This window comes from Kamptonema animale CS-326, from assembly GCF_028330895.1.
In the GTDB taxonomy this organism is placed as follows: Bacteria; Cyanobacteriota; Cyanobacteriia; order Cyanobacteriales; family Microcoleaceae; genus Kamptonema; species Kamptonema formosum.
The window spans coordinates 1-17,596 of the sequence record NZ_JAQMUA010000441.1 but is presented as its reverse complement, the minus strand read 5'-3'; the positions used below and the strand labels follow the sequence as shown (position 1 = coordinate 17,596).

General features: G+C 43.1%; 18 protein-coding genes. 2 read left to right on the top strand and 16 right to left on the bottom strand.

The window, feature by feature from the left end; all coding sequences use genetic code 11:
* Positions 1-198: 198 nt before the first annotated feature.
* A complete protein-coding gene (locus PN499_RS25850; RefSeq protein ID WP_272035930.1) occupies positions 199-1,488 on the bottom strand; it encodes a HEAT repeat domain-containing protein in 1,290 nt (429 codons plus the stop codon).
* A gap of 121 nt (positions 1,489-1,609) precedes the next feature.
* Here PN499_RS25850 and PN499_RS25845 point away from each other — a divergent pair, with 121 nt between their 5' ends.
* A complete protein-coding gene (locus tag PN499_RS25845; protein WP_272035933.1) occupies positions 1,610-4,519 on the top strand; it encodes a pentapeptide repeat-containing protein in 2,910 nt (969 codons plus the stop codon).
* A 214-nt stretch (positions 4,520-4,733) separates the two neighbouring features.
* On the opposite strand, the gene PN499_RS25840 is transcribed toward PN499_RS25845, so the two are convergent.
* The 4 genes from PN499_RS25840 to PN499_RS25825 all read right to left on the bottom strand — a co-directional run bounded on the left by PN499_RS25840 (position 4,734) and on the right by PN499_RS25825 (position 7,693).
* Complete coding sequence (locus tag PN499_RS25840) at positions 4,734-5,558, bottom strand: RpnC/YadD family protein (protein WP_272035927.1); 825 nt, start codon at positions 5,556-5,558, stop codon at positions 4,734-4,736.
* Positions 5,559-5,987: 429 nt separating this feature from the next.
* A complete protein-coding gene (locus tag PN499_RS25835; protein ID WP_272035925.1) occupies positions 5,988-6,722 on the bottom strand; it encodes a glutathione peroxidase in 735 nt (244 codons plus the stop codon).
* Between the two features lie 299 nt (positions 6,723-7,021).
* Entirely contained in the window at positions 7,022-7,432 is a 411-nt protein-coding gene (locus PN499_RS25830; protein ID WP_007355538.1) for a GNAT family N-acetyltransferase, read from the bottom strand.
* 72 nt (positions 7,433-7,504) lie between these two features.
* Positions 7,505-7,693, bottom strand: coding sequence for a hypothetical protein (locus PN499_RS25825; RefSeq protein ID WP_272035923.1), 189 nt, complete (start codon positions 7,691-7,693; stop codon positions 7,505-7,507).
* Positions 7,694-8,294: 601 nt separating this feature from the next.
* Here PN499_RS25825 and PN499_RS25820 point away from each other — a divergent pair.
* Positions 8,295-10,352, top strand: a complete 2,058-nt coding sequence (locus tag PN499_RS25820; protein ID WP_272035921.1) for an elongation factor G — start codon at positions 8,295-8,297, stop codon at positions 10,350-10,352.
* 57 nt (positions 10,353-10,409) lie between these two features.
* Here the strand turns inward: PN499_RS25820 and PN499_RS25815 are convergent, their stop codons facing one another.
* From PN499_RS25815 to PN499_RS25765, 11 genes are all read right to left on the bottom strand, one after another.
* Complete coding sequence (locus PN499_RS25815) at positions 10,410-10,832, bottom strand: HEPN domain-containing protein (RefSeq protein ID WP_272035919.1); 423 nt, start codon at positions 10,830-10,832, stop codon at positions 10,410-10,412.
* On the bottom strand, positions 10,822-11,214 hold the full coding sequence (locus PN499_RS25810) for a peptidase (RefSeq protein ID WP_272035917.1): 393 nt from the start codon (positions 11,212-11,214) through the stop codon (positions 10,822-10,824). The genes PN499_RS25815 and PN499_RS25810 overlap by 11 nt, the downstream gene beginning before the upstream one ends.
* Before the next feature lie 51 nt (positions 11,215-11,265).
* Positions 11,266-12,588: a hypothetical protein gene (locus PN499_RS25805; protein ID WP_272035915.1), complete on the bottom strand. Its 1,323-nt coding sequence runs from the start codon at positions 12,586-12,588 to the stop codon at positions 11,266-11,268.
* On the bottom strand, positions 12,585-13,082 hold the full coding sequence (locus PN499_RS25800; protein ID WP_272035913.1) for a hypothetical protein: 498 nt from the start codon (positions 13,080-13,082) through the stop codon (positions 12,585-12,587). Before PN499_RS25800 ends, PN499_RS25805 begins: the two co-directional genes overlap by 4 nt.
* A gap of 1 nt (position 13,083) precedes the next feature.
* Positions 13,084-15,630 carry a tetratricopeptide repeat protein gene (locus tag PN499_RS25795; protein ID WP_272035910.1) on the bottom strand — a complete coding sequence of 849 codons (2,547 nt, stop codon included), beginning with the start codon at positions 15,628-15,630 and terminating at the stop codon, positions 13,084-13,086.
* A gap of 3 nt (positions 15,631-15,633) precedes the next feature.
* Complete coding sequence (locus PN499_RS25790) at positions 15,634-15,897, bottom strand: hypothetical protein (protein WP_272035908.1); 264 nt, start codon at positions 15,895-15,897, stop codon at positions 15,634-15,636.
* Between the two features lie 43 nt (positions 15,898-15,940).
* The gene (locus PN499_RS25785) at positions 15,941-16,141 is read right to left on the bottom strand and encodes a hypothetical protein (protein ID WP_007355530.1); all 201 of its coding nucleotides are present in this window, start codon (positions 16,139-16,141) and stop codon (positions 15,941-15,943) included.
* Complete coding sequence (locus PN499_RS25780; protein ID WP_272035906.1) at positions 16,138-16,479, bottom strand: hypothetical protein; 342 nt, start codon at positions 16,477-16,479, stop codon at positions 16,138-16,140. The genes PN499_RS25785 and PN499_RS25780 overlap by 4 nt, the downstream gene beginning before the upstream one ends.
* A gap of 36 nt (positions 16,480-16,515) precedes the next feature.
* Positions 16,516-16,698, bottom strand: coding sequence for a hypothetical protein (locus tag PN499_RS25775; protein ID WP_272035904.1), 183 nt, complete (start codon positions 16,696-16,698; stop codon positions 16,516-16,518).
* Between the two features lie 66 nt (positions 16,699-16,764).
* Entirely contained in the window at positions 16,765-16,965 is a 201-nt protein-coding gene (locus tag PN499_RS25770; RefSeq protein WP_272035902.1) for a hypothetical protein, read from the bottom strand.
* A gap of 13 nt (positions 16,966-16,978) precedes the next feature.
* A partial coding sequence (locus PN499_RS25765) for a lactate/malate family dehydrogenase (RefSeq protein ID WP_417063896.1) occupies positions 16,979-17,596 on the bottom strand: 618 nt, incomplete at its 5' end.

The window sequence follows — 17,596 nt, the reverse complement described above, 5'->3', positions numbered from 1 at the left end:
ATAGGACTTACGCTCATGGCTCCAGAAACCTGGTTTTTGAGAGAATCTCTGGATAAGGGCGAAGTATTTTCGTCAAAAAACCCGGTTTATGAGGTTGGGTGCGTAAGTCCTGAATTAGCAATTAGTAATTAGCCATTAGCAATTAGCAATTAGCCATTAGCAATTAGCAATTAGCCATTAGCAATTAGCAACTAACCACTAACTACTATCTGAGTTATTATCAGTTAAATTGCTAGAATTTGACCGAGATGATTTGTCATTCCCAGAAAGGGGAAGGTTGCGGTTTAACTGAGTTAATGCCCAACGCGCTGTTTCCTGAACTTCTGCATCGGGATCGTCGGCAGCCCGCTGCAATAAGTGACTAACTTGATTGACTAACTCATAAATCCGTGTCAGATCCCGGATAGCATTTTTACGGACTTCGGCACTTTCATTTTGCAATGATATTAGCCAAGCGCGATTCATGGGTTTGAGAGTTTTAATGCCGATTTCTGACAAACTTGACAAAATTAAGCTGTGCTGCTTAGAGTCCGAGTTAAGTAGTAGATTTACTAAGGGTTCAATTGCTCTAGAATCTCCTCGATCTCCTAGTTGCCAAATTGCTTTATGCCGTTTGGTGGGATGGGGGTGAGCTAAATCTTTGATGAGTTGGTCAATAAGATTAATTTTACTTGGAGCTGAGGTTTCTTCAACAAAAATATCTGTTGTATGATTAAATGGCTCTGCTGGATTGAATTTTTCCGACAAGTCCACCCCAGGAACACTGTAGTTTTTACTATAATTTCCTGATGTAAACTCCTCTGAATTCTCACCACCTATCGTTGCTTCAGATTCGGACTCGTCAGGCTCAAAGATTGACCCGGAAGGGCGATCCGAGTTTTCGATCGCGCGATTTCTGGGCATTCCCGGAGGATAGGGTGGCGGATAAATTCCATTAACTGTATTCGGAAAAACGGCTGCCTCTGGGTCATCTGGAGAGTTATTTCTGAGCTGATTTCTTTGAGGCTTGCGTTTGCGAGCGATCGCGACTTTTCGCTGTAAATTCTCAGGTTCGCCGCTACTGACAAGTTTGAGCAAAATAAATACTGCTGCACCTGTGACTAAAAATGCTGCCAAACTCAACAAAAATAAGCTCCGCTGCTTTAGCAGAACCCGGATTATGCCGCTTACTGGTTTGGGAATTCGGGAATTAGAGGAGTTGGCTTTTTCTTGTTTGGGAGCGGGAGTAGATTTCCCTTTATTGGGGGTTGAGGTAGGTTTTGATTGCCCAGGAGAAGGCTCCTGAGCGGCAACAGAGGCGATCGCGAAGACAATTGCTTGCGAATTGGCAATTATTCCCTCACTCCCGCCTGCCGCACTTACGGAGGTGGGAATTTGATTGTACAAACCTGTAGAGGAGCGATCGCTTCCTCCCCTGCCCGGAGTAGGGGCAAAGCTTAGACAGACAATGCAAGTCAGTAAACACAAACTGGAGCGGTAGTGCGCCATAAGACTCAATCGGGGTTTTGAGAGGCAACGCCGCGTGACGGGCTTTAGTGTAACCTTGAGCTAGCTCAATCCTAGCTGCTATGCACCCAACTAACTAACAAGCGTGAAACGACATAGAACAGTGGCGGTTGGTAAGGAAGTAGAATGCAGAAAGTTTATTACCACTGAGCCGCTGGGGAAAAGTGGAGAAACGGCTGAACAAAAAGTTTGGGATGCCGTCCGCCTTGCTTTTGCCGATCGCGACTGCATTGCCTACTGGCGCTATCCTATTTTTTCTAAGGTAGGCGAGTTTCGCAAAGAGCCTGATATTCTCATTGCCGATCTGAAACTGGGCTTAACTATTATCGAGGTTAAGTCGATCGTAATTGACCAAATTGTAGCGATTAATGGTCACAAATGGGAATTCCAAAATTTTTACACTACTAGCGGCAACCCTTATCAGCAAGCTGAAAATCAATTATTTGCCATTCTTGGGTACTGCGATCGCGAAATGGCTCTGCGCGATCGTGTCAGCGGGAGAGCGATCGTTGCTTTACCTCTAATTAATCAGCAGCAGTGGCAGGAAAAAGAGTTTAACAAACTTCCGAGTTGTCCGCCCATCATTTTTAAAGACAATCTCGAAAGCGATTTGGGACTGGGAACTAGGGATTGGGAAGTAGAGACTAGGGAAATGGATATTTGTTCCCCTGCAAAACCATCGCTAATTGAGATAATTGAGCAAGTCGCTCCAGTTAAGAAGGGAACTCAACTTAGCAACGAACAGTGGAAACTATTGCAAGCTGTCATCAGCGGCACGCCCATGTTCCGTCCCCCCCCTCGAAAATTTTATTTAGGAAAAACGAGAGCATCTAGAGGAGCAGAAAATTCTCTAATTCACAATCCACTATCTTTATCTCCCCTGATTCAAGAATCAGAGACAGGCTTAAATTATCTCCCTCGTGCAGAAGTTTTAGCCCAATTACAAAATCAATTATTAACACTAGATTTACAGCAAGAACATATCGGCAAAGAAATCCCCCCAGGGCCACAAAGAATCAGGGGAATTGCTGGCTCTGGCAAAACAGTTTTACTTTGTCAAAAAGCAGCTATCATGCACTTAAAGCATCCAGATTGGGATATTGCTTTAGTATTTTTCTCCCGCAGTTTATACGAAACAATTATTGGAATACTGGATAAATATTTGCGTCGTTTTAGTTATGGTGAAATCGGATATAACCAAAACAATACAAAGTTACGAGCCTTCCATGCTTGGGGTGCAAAAAATCAACCGGGACTTTACAGCACTCTTTGCCGAGCATCAGGAATCTGGTCTTTAAGCGTTAACGATACTGAATTTCAGCAACCCAATGAAGCTTTAGCCTATGTTTGCAGCCATTTATTGAAATCAGCTAAAATCCCTCAAATATTTGATGCCATTTTGATTGATGAAGGTCAAGATTTGATTGTAAATGATGAATTAAAGTATGAGGGGAAACAGCCTTTTTATTGGATGGCATATCAAGCTTTACGACCTGCGAATTCTTCCTCTTTCTCCCCGGAAGAAGGAAACGTTGGCGGTCGAGATTTACGGCGTTTAATTTGGGATTATGATGAAGCACAAAGCCTAGAAAGTTTGAACATTCCCACTGCTAGCGAGTTATTTGGCGACGATTTAGGACATTTGGTAAGTGGCGAGTATAGCGGCGGTATTAAAAAGACTGAAGTTATGCACAAATGCTATCGCACTCCCGGCCCAATTCTAACAGCAGCTCATGGTATTGGTATGGGTTTGTTACGGTGGGAGGGAATGCTAACTGGCATTACTCGCGTTGAAGATTGGGAAGCAATTGGCTATGAGGTAAAAGTAGATAATTTAGCAAGCCCAAATTTAGAAGGTGTAACGGATGATTTATCACTAATTAGCGCAAAGAAGTTATCTCTTGGTAAGTTTACCAATGGTCAAAAAATCACTCTTTACCGTCCTTCTGAAAATTCTCCAAATCTAGTCCCTCAGTTGTGGGGAAGTCCAGTTTTAGAATTTCAGGCTTATCATTCTCGCGTCGAAGAATTGATAGCGCTTGCCGATAATATTCTCTATAATTTAAAAGTAGATAGCCTTCGACCTTCGCGGGAAATTTTGGTAATAGTTTTAGGCTCTAGTTTTGAAGCAATGGAACTAGAAACTTATGTTGCTAGTTTCTTAATGGAACGAGGAATTGATGTCTATATTCCCAGTACGCCTGAGTGCAATATTTTGAAGCCAGATAAAGAAAGTCGCAATCCAAATCGCTTTTGGTGTGAAGGGGGAGTGACAGTTTCTCGCATTCACCGCGCTAAGGGTAATGAGGCTGATATGGTGTATGTTGTTGGCTTTGATAATGTGGCTAAAGATGAGAGTAATTTGAGTTTAAGAAATCAGTTATTTGTAGCGATGACGAGGGCAAAAGGTTGGCTGCGATTGAGTGGTATCGGTGCTTATCCGATGTATGAGGAAATGTGGCGAGTGATGGAGAGTGGGGATACTTTTACTTTTACTTTTAAGCGCAAGCCAAAGCGAGAGATAAGTGTCACAGATACCGGGGAAATATTGAGGCGCTATGCTGATGGCGATAGGAATTTTCAAGGGATAAATTTAGCTGGTGTGGAGTTAGTGGGGGTAAATTTGCAGAATGCAAATTTAATTGGTGCTAATCTTCAGGATGCTGATTTAAGGAATGCTAAGTTAGATGGTGTAAGGTTGGTAATTGCTAATTTTAGTGATGCTGATTTGAGTGGTGCTAGTTTAAGGAAGGCGAAGTTACTAGGGGCGATTTTAAATGATGTACAATTGAATCATGCTGATTTAAGTCGGGCGGATTTAAGTGATGCTCAATTGAGGAATGGGCAGTTAGTAGGTGCTATTTTGAAAGAGGCTAATTTGAGTGGTGCCGATTTAAGTGGGGCTAATTTACAGGGTGCTAATTTAGAGGCTGTTAATTTTAGTGATGTGAATTTGACGGGGGCGATTATGCCGGATGGAACGATTTTTAGTAGCGGTGTTGACGGTTGGTAAGTCAAAATATTAGCACTTACGCAGGGAGTCCCAGAAACCGGGTTTTTGAGAGAATCTGTGGGTCAAAACGAAATATTTTCGTCAAAAAACCCGGTTTCTTTGGTTGGGTGCGTAAGTCCTGTTGATAAAAGGAATTGATATGAACTTACGAGCAAAAACAACAGCGATCGCGCTTTGGGAAAGGAAGGGCGATCGCACGATACCTACAAAAGAATTAAAGCTGGCTGATAAACTCATCCAGAGTCGTACAAGTCCAAGCTTGGCGAAGCAACGCCCGCAAATTTTCAGGCGTTAATCCCTCACCCTCAAGCTTTGGGCTTACCTCTGGTGGCACAGAGTTAAACCTCACTTCTAAGGCATCGAAAATAGAAGTTTTCAAGGCTTGTTTTTGTCCTTTTTCTACTCCTTGTTGAATGATATCCTGATAGATGACTGACTCGCGCATAATGTCCTCCCGGAACAATTGTTTGATTAAGCTTTTTTCAAAGCGCAAACCTGCTAAGATTTCGCTACAGGCTGCAATCTGACCCCGTTCTGCTGATGGCTCAATTTTAGCTAATTCTTCCCCAACTTGACTGAGCAAACGTTCTGGGGTGTCTGTCTGGCACAGAGCCGCTAAGGGCAAGAGAGCGGGATTGTGTAATAATGGTTGTGGGTCTTGCTGCCACATTCGGATAATTTGATAGCGATGTCTCGTGTTTTCTACACGAAATTGGTCTTTTAATCGATTAGCAGCAGAGGTTTCTTTGAGGATAACGAGTGCTTGTGTGATCGGCACTCGATATCGCCGATAAAGTCTTACCCAGTAGTCTAACATTCTTAGGGGTAGGGGTGTTTCGCCAGCTACGTTGACCTCAAATTCTAAGTGGAGAATTCGTTCTTGGGTGCGTAAAAAGGTGAGATAATCGGCTCGGATGGGTTCAATTGCTAATTCGGTTTTCAATATTTCAACGGATGTCGGGGTTTGTCCTAATATCCAGGTGGCAAATTCTGCTGGGTATTTTTCCGAGAGATATTTGCAGGCATTGTCATAAGACATTCAAGGAATTTAAGTTGCGCGATTGGTACGTTTTTATTATAAGCAAGAGTGAGTTTAGGCTGTTGATTAGTTTTATCGGATTATAGCATTAACGTGAGTTCGACGGGGGTTAAAACCCCCGCCTCAAAGATTAAGTCCTCTGAAGAGGACTAAGGAAAATTCATTAATTTTTTAGTCTTCTTTAGAGGACTTAAGTTATTAGACAGGGGTTTTAACCCCTGGCGGCTTTCGGATGGCAGTTGATACCAAGGGTGAGGATAAACATTAGGCTCGAAATTAGCTAAACTAAAAGTAATTGCTTCTACCTAAAGTTTGAGATTGAGGTTGTACTCTGTGAAATCGCCCCTCCGGTTACTCGCTCTGGTGTTAACTTTGTCTCTGGCTGGGCCTCTAAATGGCTGTTCCCCAAGCATTGACAAGCTATAGTAATTAGGATACACCAAAATAAGTAGCTAGCTCTTCGGAACCACCGATTAATTTGCCATCTATAAACACTTGAGGTACTGTTGCTGCTCCAGTCATTGCTAGCAAAGAGCGTGTCGTAGCATCCTTACCCAAGACAATTTCTTCGTAGTCTAAACCTTGCTCTTGTAAGATTGCTTTGGCACGGGCACAGAATGGACAACCTGGTTTTGTGAACAAGGAAACGACTTTGGGTTTTGCGGCTTGCGGATTAATGTATTTGAGCATCGTCTCAGCATCCGAAACTTTAAACGGATCGCCTGGTTCTTCGGGCTCGATAAACATTTTCTCGATCGTGCCATCTTTGACTAACATCGAATAGCGCCAAGAGCGTTTGCCAAAACCTAAATCGACTTTATCAACTAGCAATCCCATACCTTCGGTAAATTCCCCGTTACCGTCAGGAATCATGGTAATATTAGTTGATTCTTGAGCTTTTGCCCATTCATTCATCACGAAAGTATCGTTCACAGAAATACAAATGATGTCATCGACACCATTTTCTTTAAAGGTCTTAGCTAATTGGTTGTAGCCAGGAACGTGAGTTGATGAACAGGTAGGTGTAAAAGCACCAGGTAATGAAAAGACAACTACTGTTTTACCTGAAAATAATTCATCAGTCGTAACTTTCACCCATTCGTTATCTGTGCGGGTGTGGAAAGTCACAGAAGGTACTCTCTGTCCTTCTCGGTTAGGTAACATAAGTTTTGCTCCTTGATTCAACAAAATTAGAAGGGATGGGGTTGGGGCTTGAAAATGTCTTCTCTCTTAAACGCGATCGCGTTTAAGGGGCGAATCTTCTTGAACATTAATAATTATGTCTGAACGGATTCAGCTTTTCCTCACCCTTACAGTTGAAATCGTAGCGCTATTTGGTTAGTCCAGTACGTTGTTACTCGACTGTAGCGCGATCGCGCCTCTCCCTACTTCTTCTTTGGGGGCAACAAAAATCTAGCCCCATTTTTTTTGACAAATGGGTTTGGTGGCAAAGGTTCCAGCCATTACCGCAGTTTTTCTCCTGCTTCCAGCAGCCAAGCCTGGGGATGGTGGGTAAAACCGATGTGGGGATAATATTCGGTAGCGGCTGGGGCCGCCAGTAATACTAAGTGAGCTTGTTCGCCAGATTCTATTTGGGTTCTGCGGATTAATTCTTTGCCAATTCCTGATTTTTGATGGGATTTTCTTACTGCTAAATCTGACAAGTAGGTGACGTAACTAAAATCAGACATAGCTCTGGAAATGCCGACTAGCAATTCGCCATCCCAAGCGGTAACGATCAAATTAGAATTAGCAATCATCTGCTGGATGCGATCGCGATCGTCAATTGGTCTTCTTTCACCGAGAGTTGAGGCTCGATATAGGTCGATTACCTCATCTACATCCAAATCATTTCCTACCCGATATTGAATCATTGTGTACCTATCGAATTTAGATTTTATATTTTATAGCGATCGCGCTCGGAAAATCTAAATGCGACTGAGCAACTACGATGCTTTAGGATAATCTTGTTTGTCTGATGACTCTACCGCCATTTTCTGCGCTTTATCTTTAATTGACTTCAGTACCTGCCGCACTACCCAAGTAGATAAGCGAGGATTATTTTCTATTTCTGTAATTAGGCTATCTAAGTCTTTAACGATCGCATTTAATTGTTGGGTAGAATTCTCTGGCATAGCTTAAATTTTAATTATTTAGGACTTACGCACTTCGACCTAAGAAATCGGGTTTTTTACTGAATATGCGGGTGGCGACGAAAATACCAGGACTTACGCACCCAACCAAAGAAACCGGGTTTTTTGACGAAAATACTTCGTTCTTACCCACAGACGATCTCAAAAACCCTGTTTCTGGGACTCCCTGTGTAAGTCCTAGTATCTTCCTAAAAAACTGCTGGTTGAGCGAAGTCGAAACCCGATTCCTGGCCCCCAGTGAGTTAGCAAAGTGGTTGACCAGCCTGCTTGAACTCGGAAAGGATGGCTCTTGCTCCTTTATCCAGGTGAGTTTGACAACATCAGGAATCGGGAGCAAATTTACATAAGTTAGCAATAATTAATAAGCTTTAATGCTTGTCAAGATTTATTTAATGCGATCTTAAGAGAAAATACAATTTTTATTTTAGTTGCTAAAACTGCGCTACTCTCAAAGTATTGCGCGATACCAATAACTTAAATTTATCTGGACTTGAAAACAGGTTTTCCTAGTTAAAGTCTAGATCGTCATGCTCTAAATCATTTCAAAAAGAGCAATTTTAAACTATTTTCGGTTGGAGGGAATATGAACGAAAAAGTCATTTCTACCGCTCGGAACGTTGCCATAGTTGGCCCCTATCTCAGCGGCAAAACCACGCTACTAGAAAGTTTGCTGTCGGTGACGGGGGCAATTTCCCGTAAGGGCAGTGTTAAGGATGGTAATACAGTTGGGGACAGTTGTGCTGAGGCGCGCGATCGCAAAATGAGCGTAGAAGTCAACGCCGCCAGCGCAGAATCCGAAGGCGTGCGCTTCACATTTCTTGACTGTCCGGGATCGATAGAATTCGCTCAAGAAACGCTGAATGCGCTGATGGGAGTGGATGCGGCTGTAATTGTTTGTGAAGGAGTCAGCCAACGTATTCTCACTCTAGCTCCGTTGTTTAAATTTCTGGATGACTGGGAAATTCCGCATTTAGTTTTCATCAATAAAATGGATCGGACTTGTACAGATGAAACTAGCTGCGGATCTAATTTTACAGAGGTACTCAATGCCTTAAAATCGGTTTCCAGCCGCCCCGTGATTCCGCATCAATATCCGATCGCCAAAGGTGAAGCGATCGTTGGCTTTATAGATTTAGTCACAGAACAAGCTTATCATTACCATCCCGGCGCACCCGCTGACCCCGTGCCAATGCCGGCAGAACTTAAGGAGCAAGAGCACGCTGCACGGCAGGAAATGCTGGAGGAATTGGCGAATTTTGACGACCATTTACTGGAAGAATTGCTAGAAGAAATTAACCCCGATGCTGAAGAAATTACCAAAGATTTAAAGATGGAATTGGGGGCGGATTTGATTGTACCCGTGTTTATCGGCGTTGCAGAGCAAGATTTTGGGGTGCGGCCGTTGCTACAAGCCTTGCTGCGGGAAGCTCCGGCACCGGAAATGACGGCTGAGCGGCGGGGATTGACACAAGGTGCGAACGCGCCTTTGGCTCAAGTGCTGAAAATATATTATACACCCCAGGGCGGTAAGTTATCGTTAGTGCGAATTTGGCAAGGGACGCTAAATGATGGGACGGTTTTGAACGGGGTTCGGGTTGGCGGTTTGTATCGGTTAATGGGGTTGCAAACGCAGCCTTTGACGGCGGCGGGTGCGGGTGAGATTGTGGCTTTGGGACGGTTGGAAGGGGTGAAAGCTGGGGAGGCGATCGCGTTGGGCAGTCAGCGGGTAGAATTACCGAAGGCTGAGCGGTTGTCGCCTGTCTATGGGCTAGCGATCGCACCAGAAAAGCGCAATGATGAAGTGAAGATGAGCGCTGCTTTGGCGAAGTTGATGGAGGAAGATTGCTCTCTGGTGTGGGAGCAGCACGGGGATACTCACGAAATTATACTTTGGGGACAAGGTGAGATTCATTTGAAGGTTGCCCTGGATCGGCTGCGGCGGAAGTATAATTTGCCGATGGTAACTCACTTACCACAAGTGCCTTATAAGGAGACGATTCGTAAGGCGGCGGCCGCTGTACACGGGCGTTACAAGCACCAAAGTGGGGGACATGGGCAGTTTGGCGATGTATATTTGGACATTAAACCGCTACCGCGTGGGGAGGGTTTTACTTTCAATGAAACTATTGTGGGTGGTGCTATACCGAAACAATATATACCGGGGGTTGAGACTGGGGTGCGGGAATATTTGGTACATGGGCCTTTAGGTTTCCCGGTGGTGGATGTGGAGGTGACGCTGACGAATGGATCTTACCATTCGGTAGACAGTTCGGAACAGGCGTTTAAGCAGGCGGCGCGTTTGGCGATGCAGGAGGGGATGGCGAAGTGTGATGCGGCTTTGTTGGAACCAGTCGCATCTGTGGAGATTGTTGCTCCCAGTGAGTTTACATCTAAGCTGTTGCAGTTGGTGAGTGGCCGTCGGGGTCAAATTTTGGGTTATGAGGGGAAGTCTGACTGGAAGGGATGGGATCGGGTTTCGGCTTATTTGCCGGTGGCTGAGATGCAGGATTTGATTGTAGAGTTGCGATCGCTGACGATGGGGGTTGGGTTTTTTAGTTGGGAGTTTGACCATTTGCAGGAAGTGCCGGAACCTTTGGTAAAGCGGGTTTTGGCGACTGCTGGTGGGAATGGTAAGAGTTAGGGGGAAGTTAGCCGGGGGTTTTTACCCCTGGCGATCGGATCTGTGAGTTAGTTGAAATTATAATTCAGTTTCTTGATTTAATTCAGTTAAGATTATCATAATATTTTGAGCAAGTTTTAAAGCGGTTTTCACATCCTTTAATAAGTTAAATATGGTATCTGCGTAATCAGCTTTATTTCTCATCTGTCTTAATCTAGTTAAATCCCTGCCTATGTCTGTTATTTTCTGGGATTTTAAATGATTGAATATAAATTCTTCAGCTACATATTGATGCTCGTTGATATCATAAGTTTTATTGCTAGACAGTCTTGGGTCTTGTTCAACGTCCCGTAAGTAATTTCGGGCTAGGCAAAACACGGCGTAGTAGGCTCTACTCACCGCCGAGCGCAATTTTGCTTCTTGGTTGGCTGTACTGTTGTTGCTAGAAATTGCTGCCAACTCTTGTGCTAAATTAAAGTATTCAGACCAATCAAAGATCATCTGACTCCCATCCTAGATTGATGTTCAACAAATTTTTAGAAAGAACCATACCAGCCTCTAGCCACCAAGTATGATCGAGTTTTTTTAACTTATCAAAGGCCTCATCAGCTTCAAGTTTTGTGTAGATGTTGATCCAAAGCGATCGCCATCCCGCAATTTCTGGATCTGTTGTTACTTCTAAAGCTAATCTCTCGCTAGGAAATAGTTCTCTAATTTTAGAATGAGCTTCTAAAATTAGATTTAGCATGACTTCTTGCTCGATGATTATTTTAAAGGTTTCTAGGGGATCTTCTACTGTGTAGAGACTTCTGATTTTATTGAACTCAGCGATTAAATCATCAAAGGGTGTGGTTTTAATGGCTGGCTCTTGAATGGCAGTCATAATGGTTGATTTTTCTCGGTGTTTTGATCTTAAAATTATAGCTGATAGTGGCTATTTGGTGCGCGATCGCCACCTAAGCCAACTAAGCCACAACCAGCCCCTCAAAGGGCCACAAATAACTCCTATAATCAGGCTAATGATTAACGCTAATCCAAAATTTAATAGCACATTAGCGGGTATTACAATTACTTTATCTCCCTCTATTTTTTTAGAAGGAAAGGGCGTAATTACTTCGACTAAGGGAGTAACAAGGGAAGCGGTTACTGAGGCTGCACCGATGGCAATCCCAATTCTAGCAATTTCTAATTCTAAATTGCGATCGCTCTCTACCTGTTCAATTTCTGCACTACCTCTAATCGTATTTATAAATATTTCCCGTGCCTTCAAACCGGGGGTAAAAGCGGCAATATCTCTTGTTATTTGCATCCGGCATTTTTTAGCAGGAATCCCAGTAAAAGCTTTCAGCAATTCAGCGTCAGTTGTCCCGATACTCTCGGCTTTTTTTACGAGGCTAATTCGGCATTTTTGGTAGTTGTACAGGTTTGTTTCTAGCGTTTGCAATTGCTCTTCTATAAAGATAATATACCTGGCATATTGCAGGAAAATCTCATAATTTTCTTGCAAGTCTTTCTTTCGCTGTATCAATCCTGATTGCAGCACTTCCGATTTTTCTGAGTTTACTTTAATGCCTGTAAAATTTATAGCAGGAGGTAATAAATTATCTCTGAGAAATTGTTTAATATCCTGTTTTTGGCTGTTGCGATAAGCCCAGAGAATCTTGTTACGGTAAAGAAAGAGCTTCATCCAGTATAGCTGAAATTCATTGAACTTATCCAAACCTATTTTATCAGGATAGAGGATAATTACTACATGACTCTTCTCTGCTTCTATGTCTTGCGATTGACTGGGTGGTTGCCAGAATTCATAGACAGTAGCGCCCATAAATTTCTCGGATTTTACAGTTTCGGTAAATTTGCCAATAGTCAGCGATTTTACTGCGTCTAGCGCTAGAGAGTCGGCCCCAGATGAGGGGCTAATTCCCAAGATTATCCAGCTTTTTCCCACTTTCCTACTGGGGGATATTTTTATTTTTTCATCTACTAGCTTATCATCCAAAATTCTATTTTTAAGTGCTAATAAACAGGAGATATCGTGCGGCTGCGTATTATCTCCATCATTCACTGAATACAAAGCCAATAAGCCGCTAGTATCGCCGAAAGAGCATGAATAGCACAGTCCGTCAATCTGAGATTTCTTATAAGGTTCTTTGGGAAAAGGTTCTTTGGGAATAGGAATTAATTGTTCTTCTTCTTTAACACCGTCATTGAGGTGATATAAGAATAAACCGAGATGGGGATAGATTAACTGTGTCATACGGCAGATAAGTAGTTTAACCAGTACCACCAAGGTTGAGCGATAGAATTTTCACCGACTGTTTGAATGGCTTGAGTTAAGACTTGCCATTTTAGTTGTTTTGCACCTTCGACTGAAAGCGCGTCTGTTGGCAGAGATACATTCTCTACTTTTGCTGAAAGCGCGTCTGCTGACAGAGAGACATTTTCTACTTCTGCGTTTTCTAAATCGGAGTTACGGTGGTTTTCGAGCGTTATACTAATAACCTTAGTGCGCTTCTTTTTCGCAAATTCTGCCGTTAATCCGTTCCGTGCTTCCTGGTAAAGTTCACTCAGTGGTTCAAATTTATCTGCAATATCTATCAGGTTGTCTATTGCTGTTTTCGGATTAGTTTCTAGGTCGATTATAGCTTGTTCTATCTGCTGCTGGATTTCGTCAGGCAGGGGAGACTCTTGCTGAGAAAGAGCGCCGATAAAAGCTAACAAATCTTTAATGTCTGTTGGATTAGTAATCATGTTAGTCAGGAATTTTCCCTGTAATTATAAAACCTGCCCAGTGGTAGCAATCGCTGTAGGGTTGATAATCAAGTCCCTTTTCTTCTGCTTCTTTAACTACTTGAGCGAGTAGGTCCTCTAAATTTCCCCGGCAGCGGCGAGAGTTGCTAACTTCGGGGATGAGTTTATTATACCATTTAATTAGCAAATCGTAGGTAGCAGTGCGTAGCCAATCTTGAGCTTTTTTTAAAGCAGTGGGAGGAGTGAGTTTTTCTGCAAACAATAATTGGTAGAATTTAACCATAAGCAAGGTGCTGCTGATGTCTTCAACGCTCCAGAGAGTGCTGACAACATAAGTTGCACCGATAGCTAAGAAGCTACTGGATAAACCGATGAATTCGTCTAGTAAATCTTTCGTGCTGGTTAAACCTGTTTCGCAAGCGGAAAGGCAGACAAGGTGACAAGATGGCAATTCTTGAAGTTTGAAAATATCCTCTAAAGTTAGCAGTTTGCTATGTAATTCTAGAGCAGAATTAATCGGTGTTTTGAAGTCGTGAATGCCGTGACAGGTAAAGTGCAAATAACCGCTGGTGGGAATTTGCGGCAAGACTCGATCGAGTGTAGCATCTTCGTCTTCTATGAGTTCGCCATTGCACAGCAGGGAAATAGCAGGCGCTTCGACATCGGCAAATAATAGCTTGTTTTTTTCATCGTTGCCGGGATGTTTGATGCACAATAACTGTGCGGTGGGGTTAGTGGCTGGTCGATTTTTTCTATCTATGCCAATTTGAGCGCTAGGCAAATAAATAGTGGTATATTTTTCTGGGCTAAATAGCGCGTGCAGTGGTAGTAAGTGTAAGTCTCGGTGGGGAATGAAAATCAGTTGATTAATGCCGGATAAATGCTGATCGCAAATTTTTGCAATGTTGAGGAGTTTTCCCAATTCTTCTAAGCTAGATTCGAGGTTTTCTTGCCAAGAGTTAGTTTCCGCCGGGGCTTTTTCTCCTTTGGTTTTGCGGGAATCTTGATAGCGAGTTTTCCAATCTTGCAACCATTTTTCTAAAGTCTGATTTTTGTCGTTATCAATGGGGTTTATGGGCGTGGAAATAGCTTCAAACTTTTCTGGGGTAATGATAAATGTGGTTAGGGTAACTGGGCTGAGATGCCAGTAAATTATTGCTGTTTGCGGGTTATTTTTCAGTAACTCTTGCATCTGGGGGAAGGTGGGGCTGTCAATTTGTGTTTGCCAACCTTCTCGCATCCATTTGAGGCAAGAGTTTTTTCGTTTTTCTGCTTTTTGTAATGCTTCGTCCCACTTGTCAAGCCGCACAAGCTTATCGACTTCTAACTGGTAAAATTCGGGAAATTTGCGCTGGAGTTGCAGTTTTTTAAGGGGGTCAGTGTTAGGGTCTAAAAGTAAATGTTCTAGTAGGGTAGTTCCAGTGTTAAGATACTCATCAGCTTCGGCGAAATCTCCTAAATCGAGGCAGACGATTATTAAGTCTTTCAAGACTTCAAGATAAGCCTCTGGGATGAGAGGGCTTGTTAGGTATTCGCAGGCTTGTTTATAACTGGCTTTGGCTTTGGGGAAAGATTTAAGGTAAGTGGCTGTTTGTTTGCCATGTTCGTAATGTGCCTTGCCTTTATGCTGATGCAATTTGCCGCAAGCTAGGCGATACTCGTGGTTAATTGGCAGATATTTCTTTAAGCCTTCATCCCAGTTGTGGATGGCTTCTAAGTAGTCCCCGGAATAGAAAAATGCCCAACCTCGATTAAACCAAGCTTCCCAGAATTGATCCTGAGTAATCTCTAAGGCTTTGTCGAAGGCTGCGATCGCTTCACTGTAGCGCTCTAAATTCTTGAGGGTCGCACCCAGTCCGTTCCAGGCAAGGTGGAAACTGCGATCAATCTCTAAAGCTTTGTCGAAGGCTACGAGCGCATCGCTGTAGCACTCTAAATCCGTGAGAACCATGCCCCTATTGTACCAGGTACCGTGAGAATTGGGGTCAATCTTTAAGGCTTTGTCGAAGGCTACAAGCGCATCGCTGTAGCGCTCTAAACTATGGAGGGTATTGCCCAGTCCGTTCCTCGCTAAGTGGAAGTTGGGGTCAATCTCTAAAGCTTTGTCGAAGGCTGTGATCGCCTCTTCGTAGCGCCCTAAATTATCGCACAGATCAGCACCCAGTCTGTTCCAGGCATAGTGGTCGTTGGGGTCAATTTCTATGGCTTTCTGATAGGTCGCGAGTACGCCTTTTATCTCTTCTGCATGGTAGCTATCAGCTTGATTAAATAACTTTACTGCCTCCTCGTAAATCAAAGCTTTTATAGGATTACCCAAAATCACAGCTTGAGCATTGTTGTTAGCCGTAATTGCTTCATTATATCGCCCTAAGTTCTGGCAGGCTATCCCCAGTTTTATCCAAGCATCAGCATTGTTTGGCTTTGCCTCTAGGCAAGATCGCAACGATTGGTAAGCCTTTAAGTAATCGCCTATTGTCAAATACTCAATTCCCAAGTTATAGTTTTGATCTGCTAAGTAGGCTTTTATATCCCCTGGTTGCGACTGCATTATTCACCCCTCATTTTTTGATAAATTTGCTTGCAGCCAATTTTCCCAATCAGCATTTTTAATCTTCGTACCAATGCAAAACCCTTGAATTGTGCCCCGACTCCAGCCATTTGCCACACCCTCCAGTAATTCCATGAATTTCTGTTCGCATTCACTAGAGGAAGGCGGTGGAGGTGGTGGAATCGGCGGCGGTGGTGGGGACTTGCTAAAAACTTGCTTAATTCGCCGCCATAGCTTGAGGAATTGTTGCCAGATGCGTTGGAACATGGAGATGCAAGGGATAATTTGATGATAATTAACTATCCCACCTTTATTCTGTCACTTTTTCTTCTACTCGCCGATACTTACCATCCAAACGTTCCTGACGTTGGCGACTATTTTGTTTTTCTAGCTGCGCGATGACTTCATCAAATAGCAGATTAACGGCATCAAAACCGCGACAAACTTCGCGTAAACTTTCCACATTTCTTGCTCTAGTCTCTGCATCGGGAATTTTAGGTTGCTTATTCATAAGTTCCAATTCCTTTTAATTTCTTGGACGCTTGGTTCAGAAGCATCAGCATTAGCTTCTGCCTGTGCTAAGGCTCGCTCCATAAGTTCTACAATAGCAACATCTGCGATTGGTTGGGCATCGGCTACCAACAGCAAAATTCTGGAAAGACGAGTGTAGGAATCTCTAGCGCGTTCCGTAACATTTTGCAGTTCATCTAATTCTGGGATTGTCTCTTCAGTTTCGCTAAACAACTCTAATATAGCATATTCTGTAGCTCTGGCCTCATTGAGGATTAACACCAGTCGCCGTTGTAGCCCAAAAAGAGTTGTAAGAGTTTCTTCTGATAGGAATGCCATTCTCTTTAAATTAATAGCCTGCAAGTTGACATTTTACTACACCCGCCGATATTTACCATCCAAATGTTCCTGACGTTGGCGACGATTATCAGCTTCCAACATAGCGATTACTTCATCCAATTTTAGAGTCGCAGCATCAAGCATTTTGCAAGCTTCACGCATCCTAGCGACATTTTGCTGTCTCGTTTCTAAGTCTGGTATTCTTGGTTGTTTAACCATAGTATATCCCAAGTCCTTTTGATTTCTTGTGTACTTGCTTCGGAGGCATCATAATTGCGATTGCGATTATTCCCCCACATTTTCAGCTATTTGCTGATATTTAGTTTCCAGACGCTTGCGGCGTTGACGGCACAGTTCAAGTTCTGCCATTGCCAGCACTTCATCTAAGGCCGCACCGAAAATATCAAGCTGTCTATTGCTTTCACGCAACCGCTCAACATTACGCTTTCTCGTCTGTGCATCAGGTATTTTTCTTTCCTCGTTCATACTCAATTAATAACTACTTCAGTATCGCCTTCGCTTCCTGAATACTCCGCTGAATAAACTCAGCAGATTCCATAAAAGCCACCCGTTCCATATCCGTTAATTCAAGTTCTAAAACCTCTTCTACTCCGTGACATCCCAATCGACAAGTAACGCCCAAAAATATACCATTTAAACCATAAGCTCCTTGCAAAGAAGCACAACAAGGTAAAATTCTGGATTGATTAAATAAAATTGATTCTATCATTATGGAAACAGAAGATGCCGGAGCAAAATAAGCACTTCCTGTCTTCATTAATCCCACAACCTCGGCTCCACCATTGCAAGTTCTCTGCACTAATCTCTCAATAGTTACAGCATCCATAAGCTCAGTAATAGGAATACCGTTAACAGTAGAATATCGGGGTAAAGGTAGCATTAAATCCCCATGAGAACCTAAAACTGTGGCGTTAATATCCTTAATAGAAATACCTAATTCCATTGCGATAAAAGATTGAAATCGGGCGGAATCCAATACTCCCGCCATTCCCATAACTCGGTGTTCGGGCAAACCCGAACTTTCCCAAGCTAAATAGGTCATTATATCTAGAGGATTAGTAACTACAATTAAAATTGCTTCAGGCGATCGCGCGCT

Bases quoted from the DNA above. Each gene is read 5' to 3' on its own strand.
- PN499_RS25850 (WP_272035930.1), bottom strand. From the start codon at position 1,488: ATGGCGCACTACCGCTCCAGTTTGTGTTTACTGACTTGCATTGTCTGT.
- PN499_RS25840 (WP_272035927.1), bottom strand. From the start codon at position 5,558: ATGTCTTATGACAATGCCTGCAAATATCTCTCGGAAAAATACCCAGCA.
- PN499_RS25835 (WP_272035925.1), bottom strand. From the start codon at position 6,722: ATGTTACCTAACCGAGAAGGACAGAGAGTACCTTCTGTGACTTTCCAC.
- PN499_RS25830 (WP_007355538.1), bottom strand. From the start codon at position 7,432: ATGATTCAATATCGGGTAGGAAATGATTTGGATGTAGATGAGGTAATC.
- PN499_RS25825 (WP_272035923.1), bottom strand. From the start codon at position 7,693: ATGCCAGAGAATTCTACCCAACAATTAAATGCGATCGTTAAAGACTTA.
- PN499_RS25820 (WP_272035921.1), top strand. From the start codon at position 8,295: ATGAACGAAAAAGTCATTTCTACCGCTCGGAACGTTGCCATAGTTGGC.
- PN499_RS25815 (WP_272035919.1), bottom strand. From the start codon at position 10,832: ATGATCTTTGATTGGTCTGAATACTTTAATTTAGCACAAGAGTTGGCA.
- PN499_RS25810 (WP_272035917.1), bottom strand. From the start codon at position 11,214: ATGACTGCCATTCAAGAGCCAGCCATTAAAACCACACCCTTTGATGAT.
- PN499_RS25805 (WP_272035915.1), bottom strand. From the start codon at position 12,588: ATGACACAGTTAATCTATCCCCATCTCGGTTTATTCTTATATCACCTC.
- PN499_RS25800 (WP_272035913.1), bottom strand. From the start codon at position 13,082: ATGATTACTAATCCAACAGACATTAAAGATTTGTTAGCTTTTATCGGC.
- PN499_RS25795 (WP_272035910.1), bottom strand. From the start codon at position 15,630: ATGCAGTCGCAACCAGGGGATATAAAAGCCTACTTAGCAGATCAAAAC.
- PN499_RS25790 (WP_272035908.1), bottom strand. From the start codon at position 15,897: ATGTTCCAACGCATCTGGCAACAATTCCTCAAGCTATGGCGGCGAATT.
- PN499_RS25785 (WP_007355530.1), bottom strand. From the start codon at position 16,141: ATGAATAAGCAACCTAAAATTCCCGATGCAGAGACTAGAGCAAGAAAT.
- PN499_RS25780 (WP_272035906.1), bottom strand. From the start codon at position 16,479: ATGGCATTCCTATCAGAAGAAACTCTTACAACTCTTTTTGGGCTACAA.
- PN499_RS25775 (WP_272035904.1), bottom strand. From the start codon at position 16,698: ATGGTTAAACAACCAAGAATACCAGACTTAGAAACGAGACAGCAAAAT.
- PN499_RS25770 (WP_272035902.1), bottom strand. From the start codon at position 16,965: ATGAACGAGGAAAGAAAAATACCTGATGCACAGACGAGAAAGCGTAAT.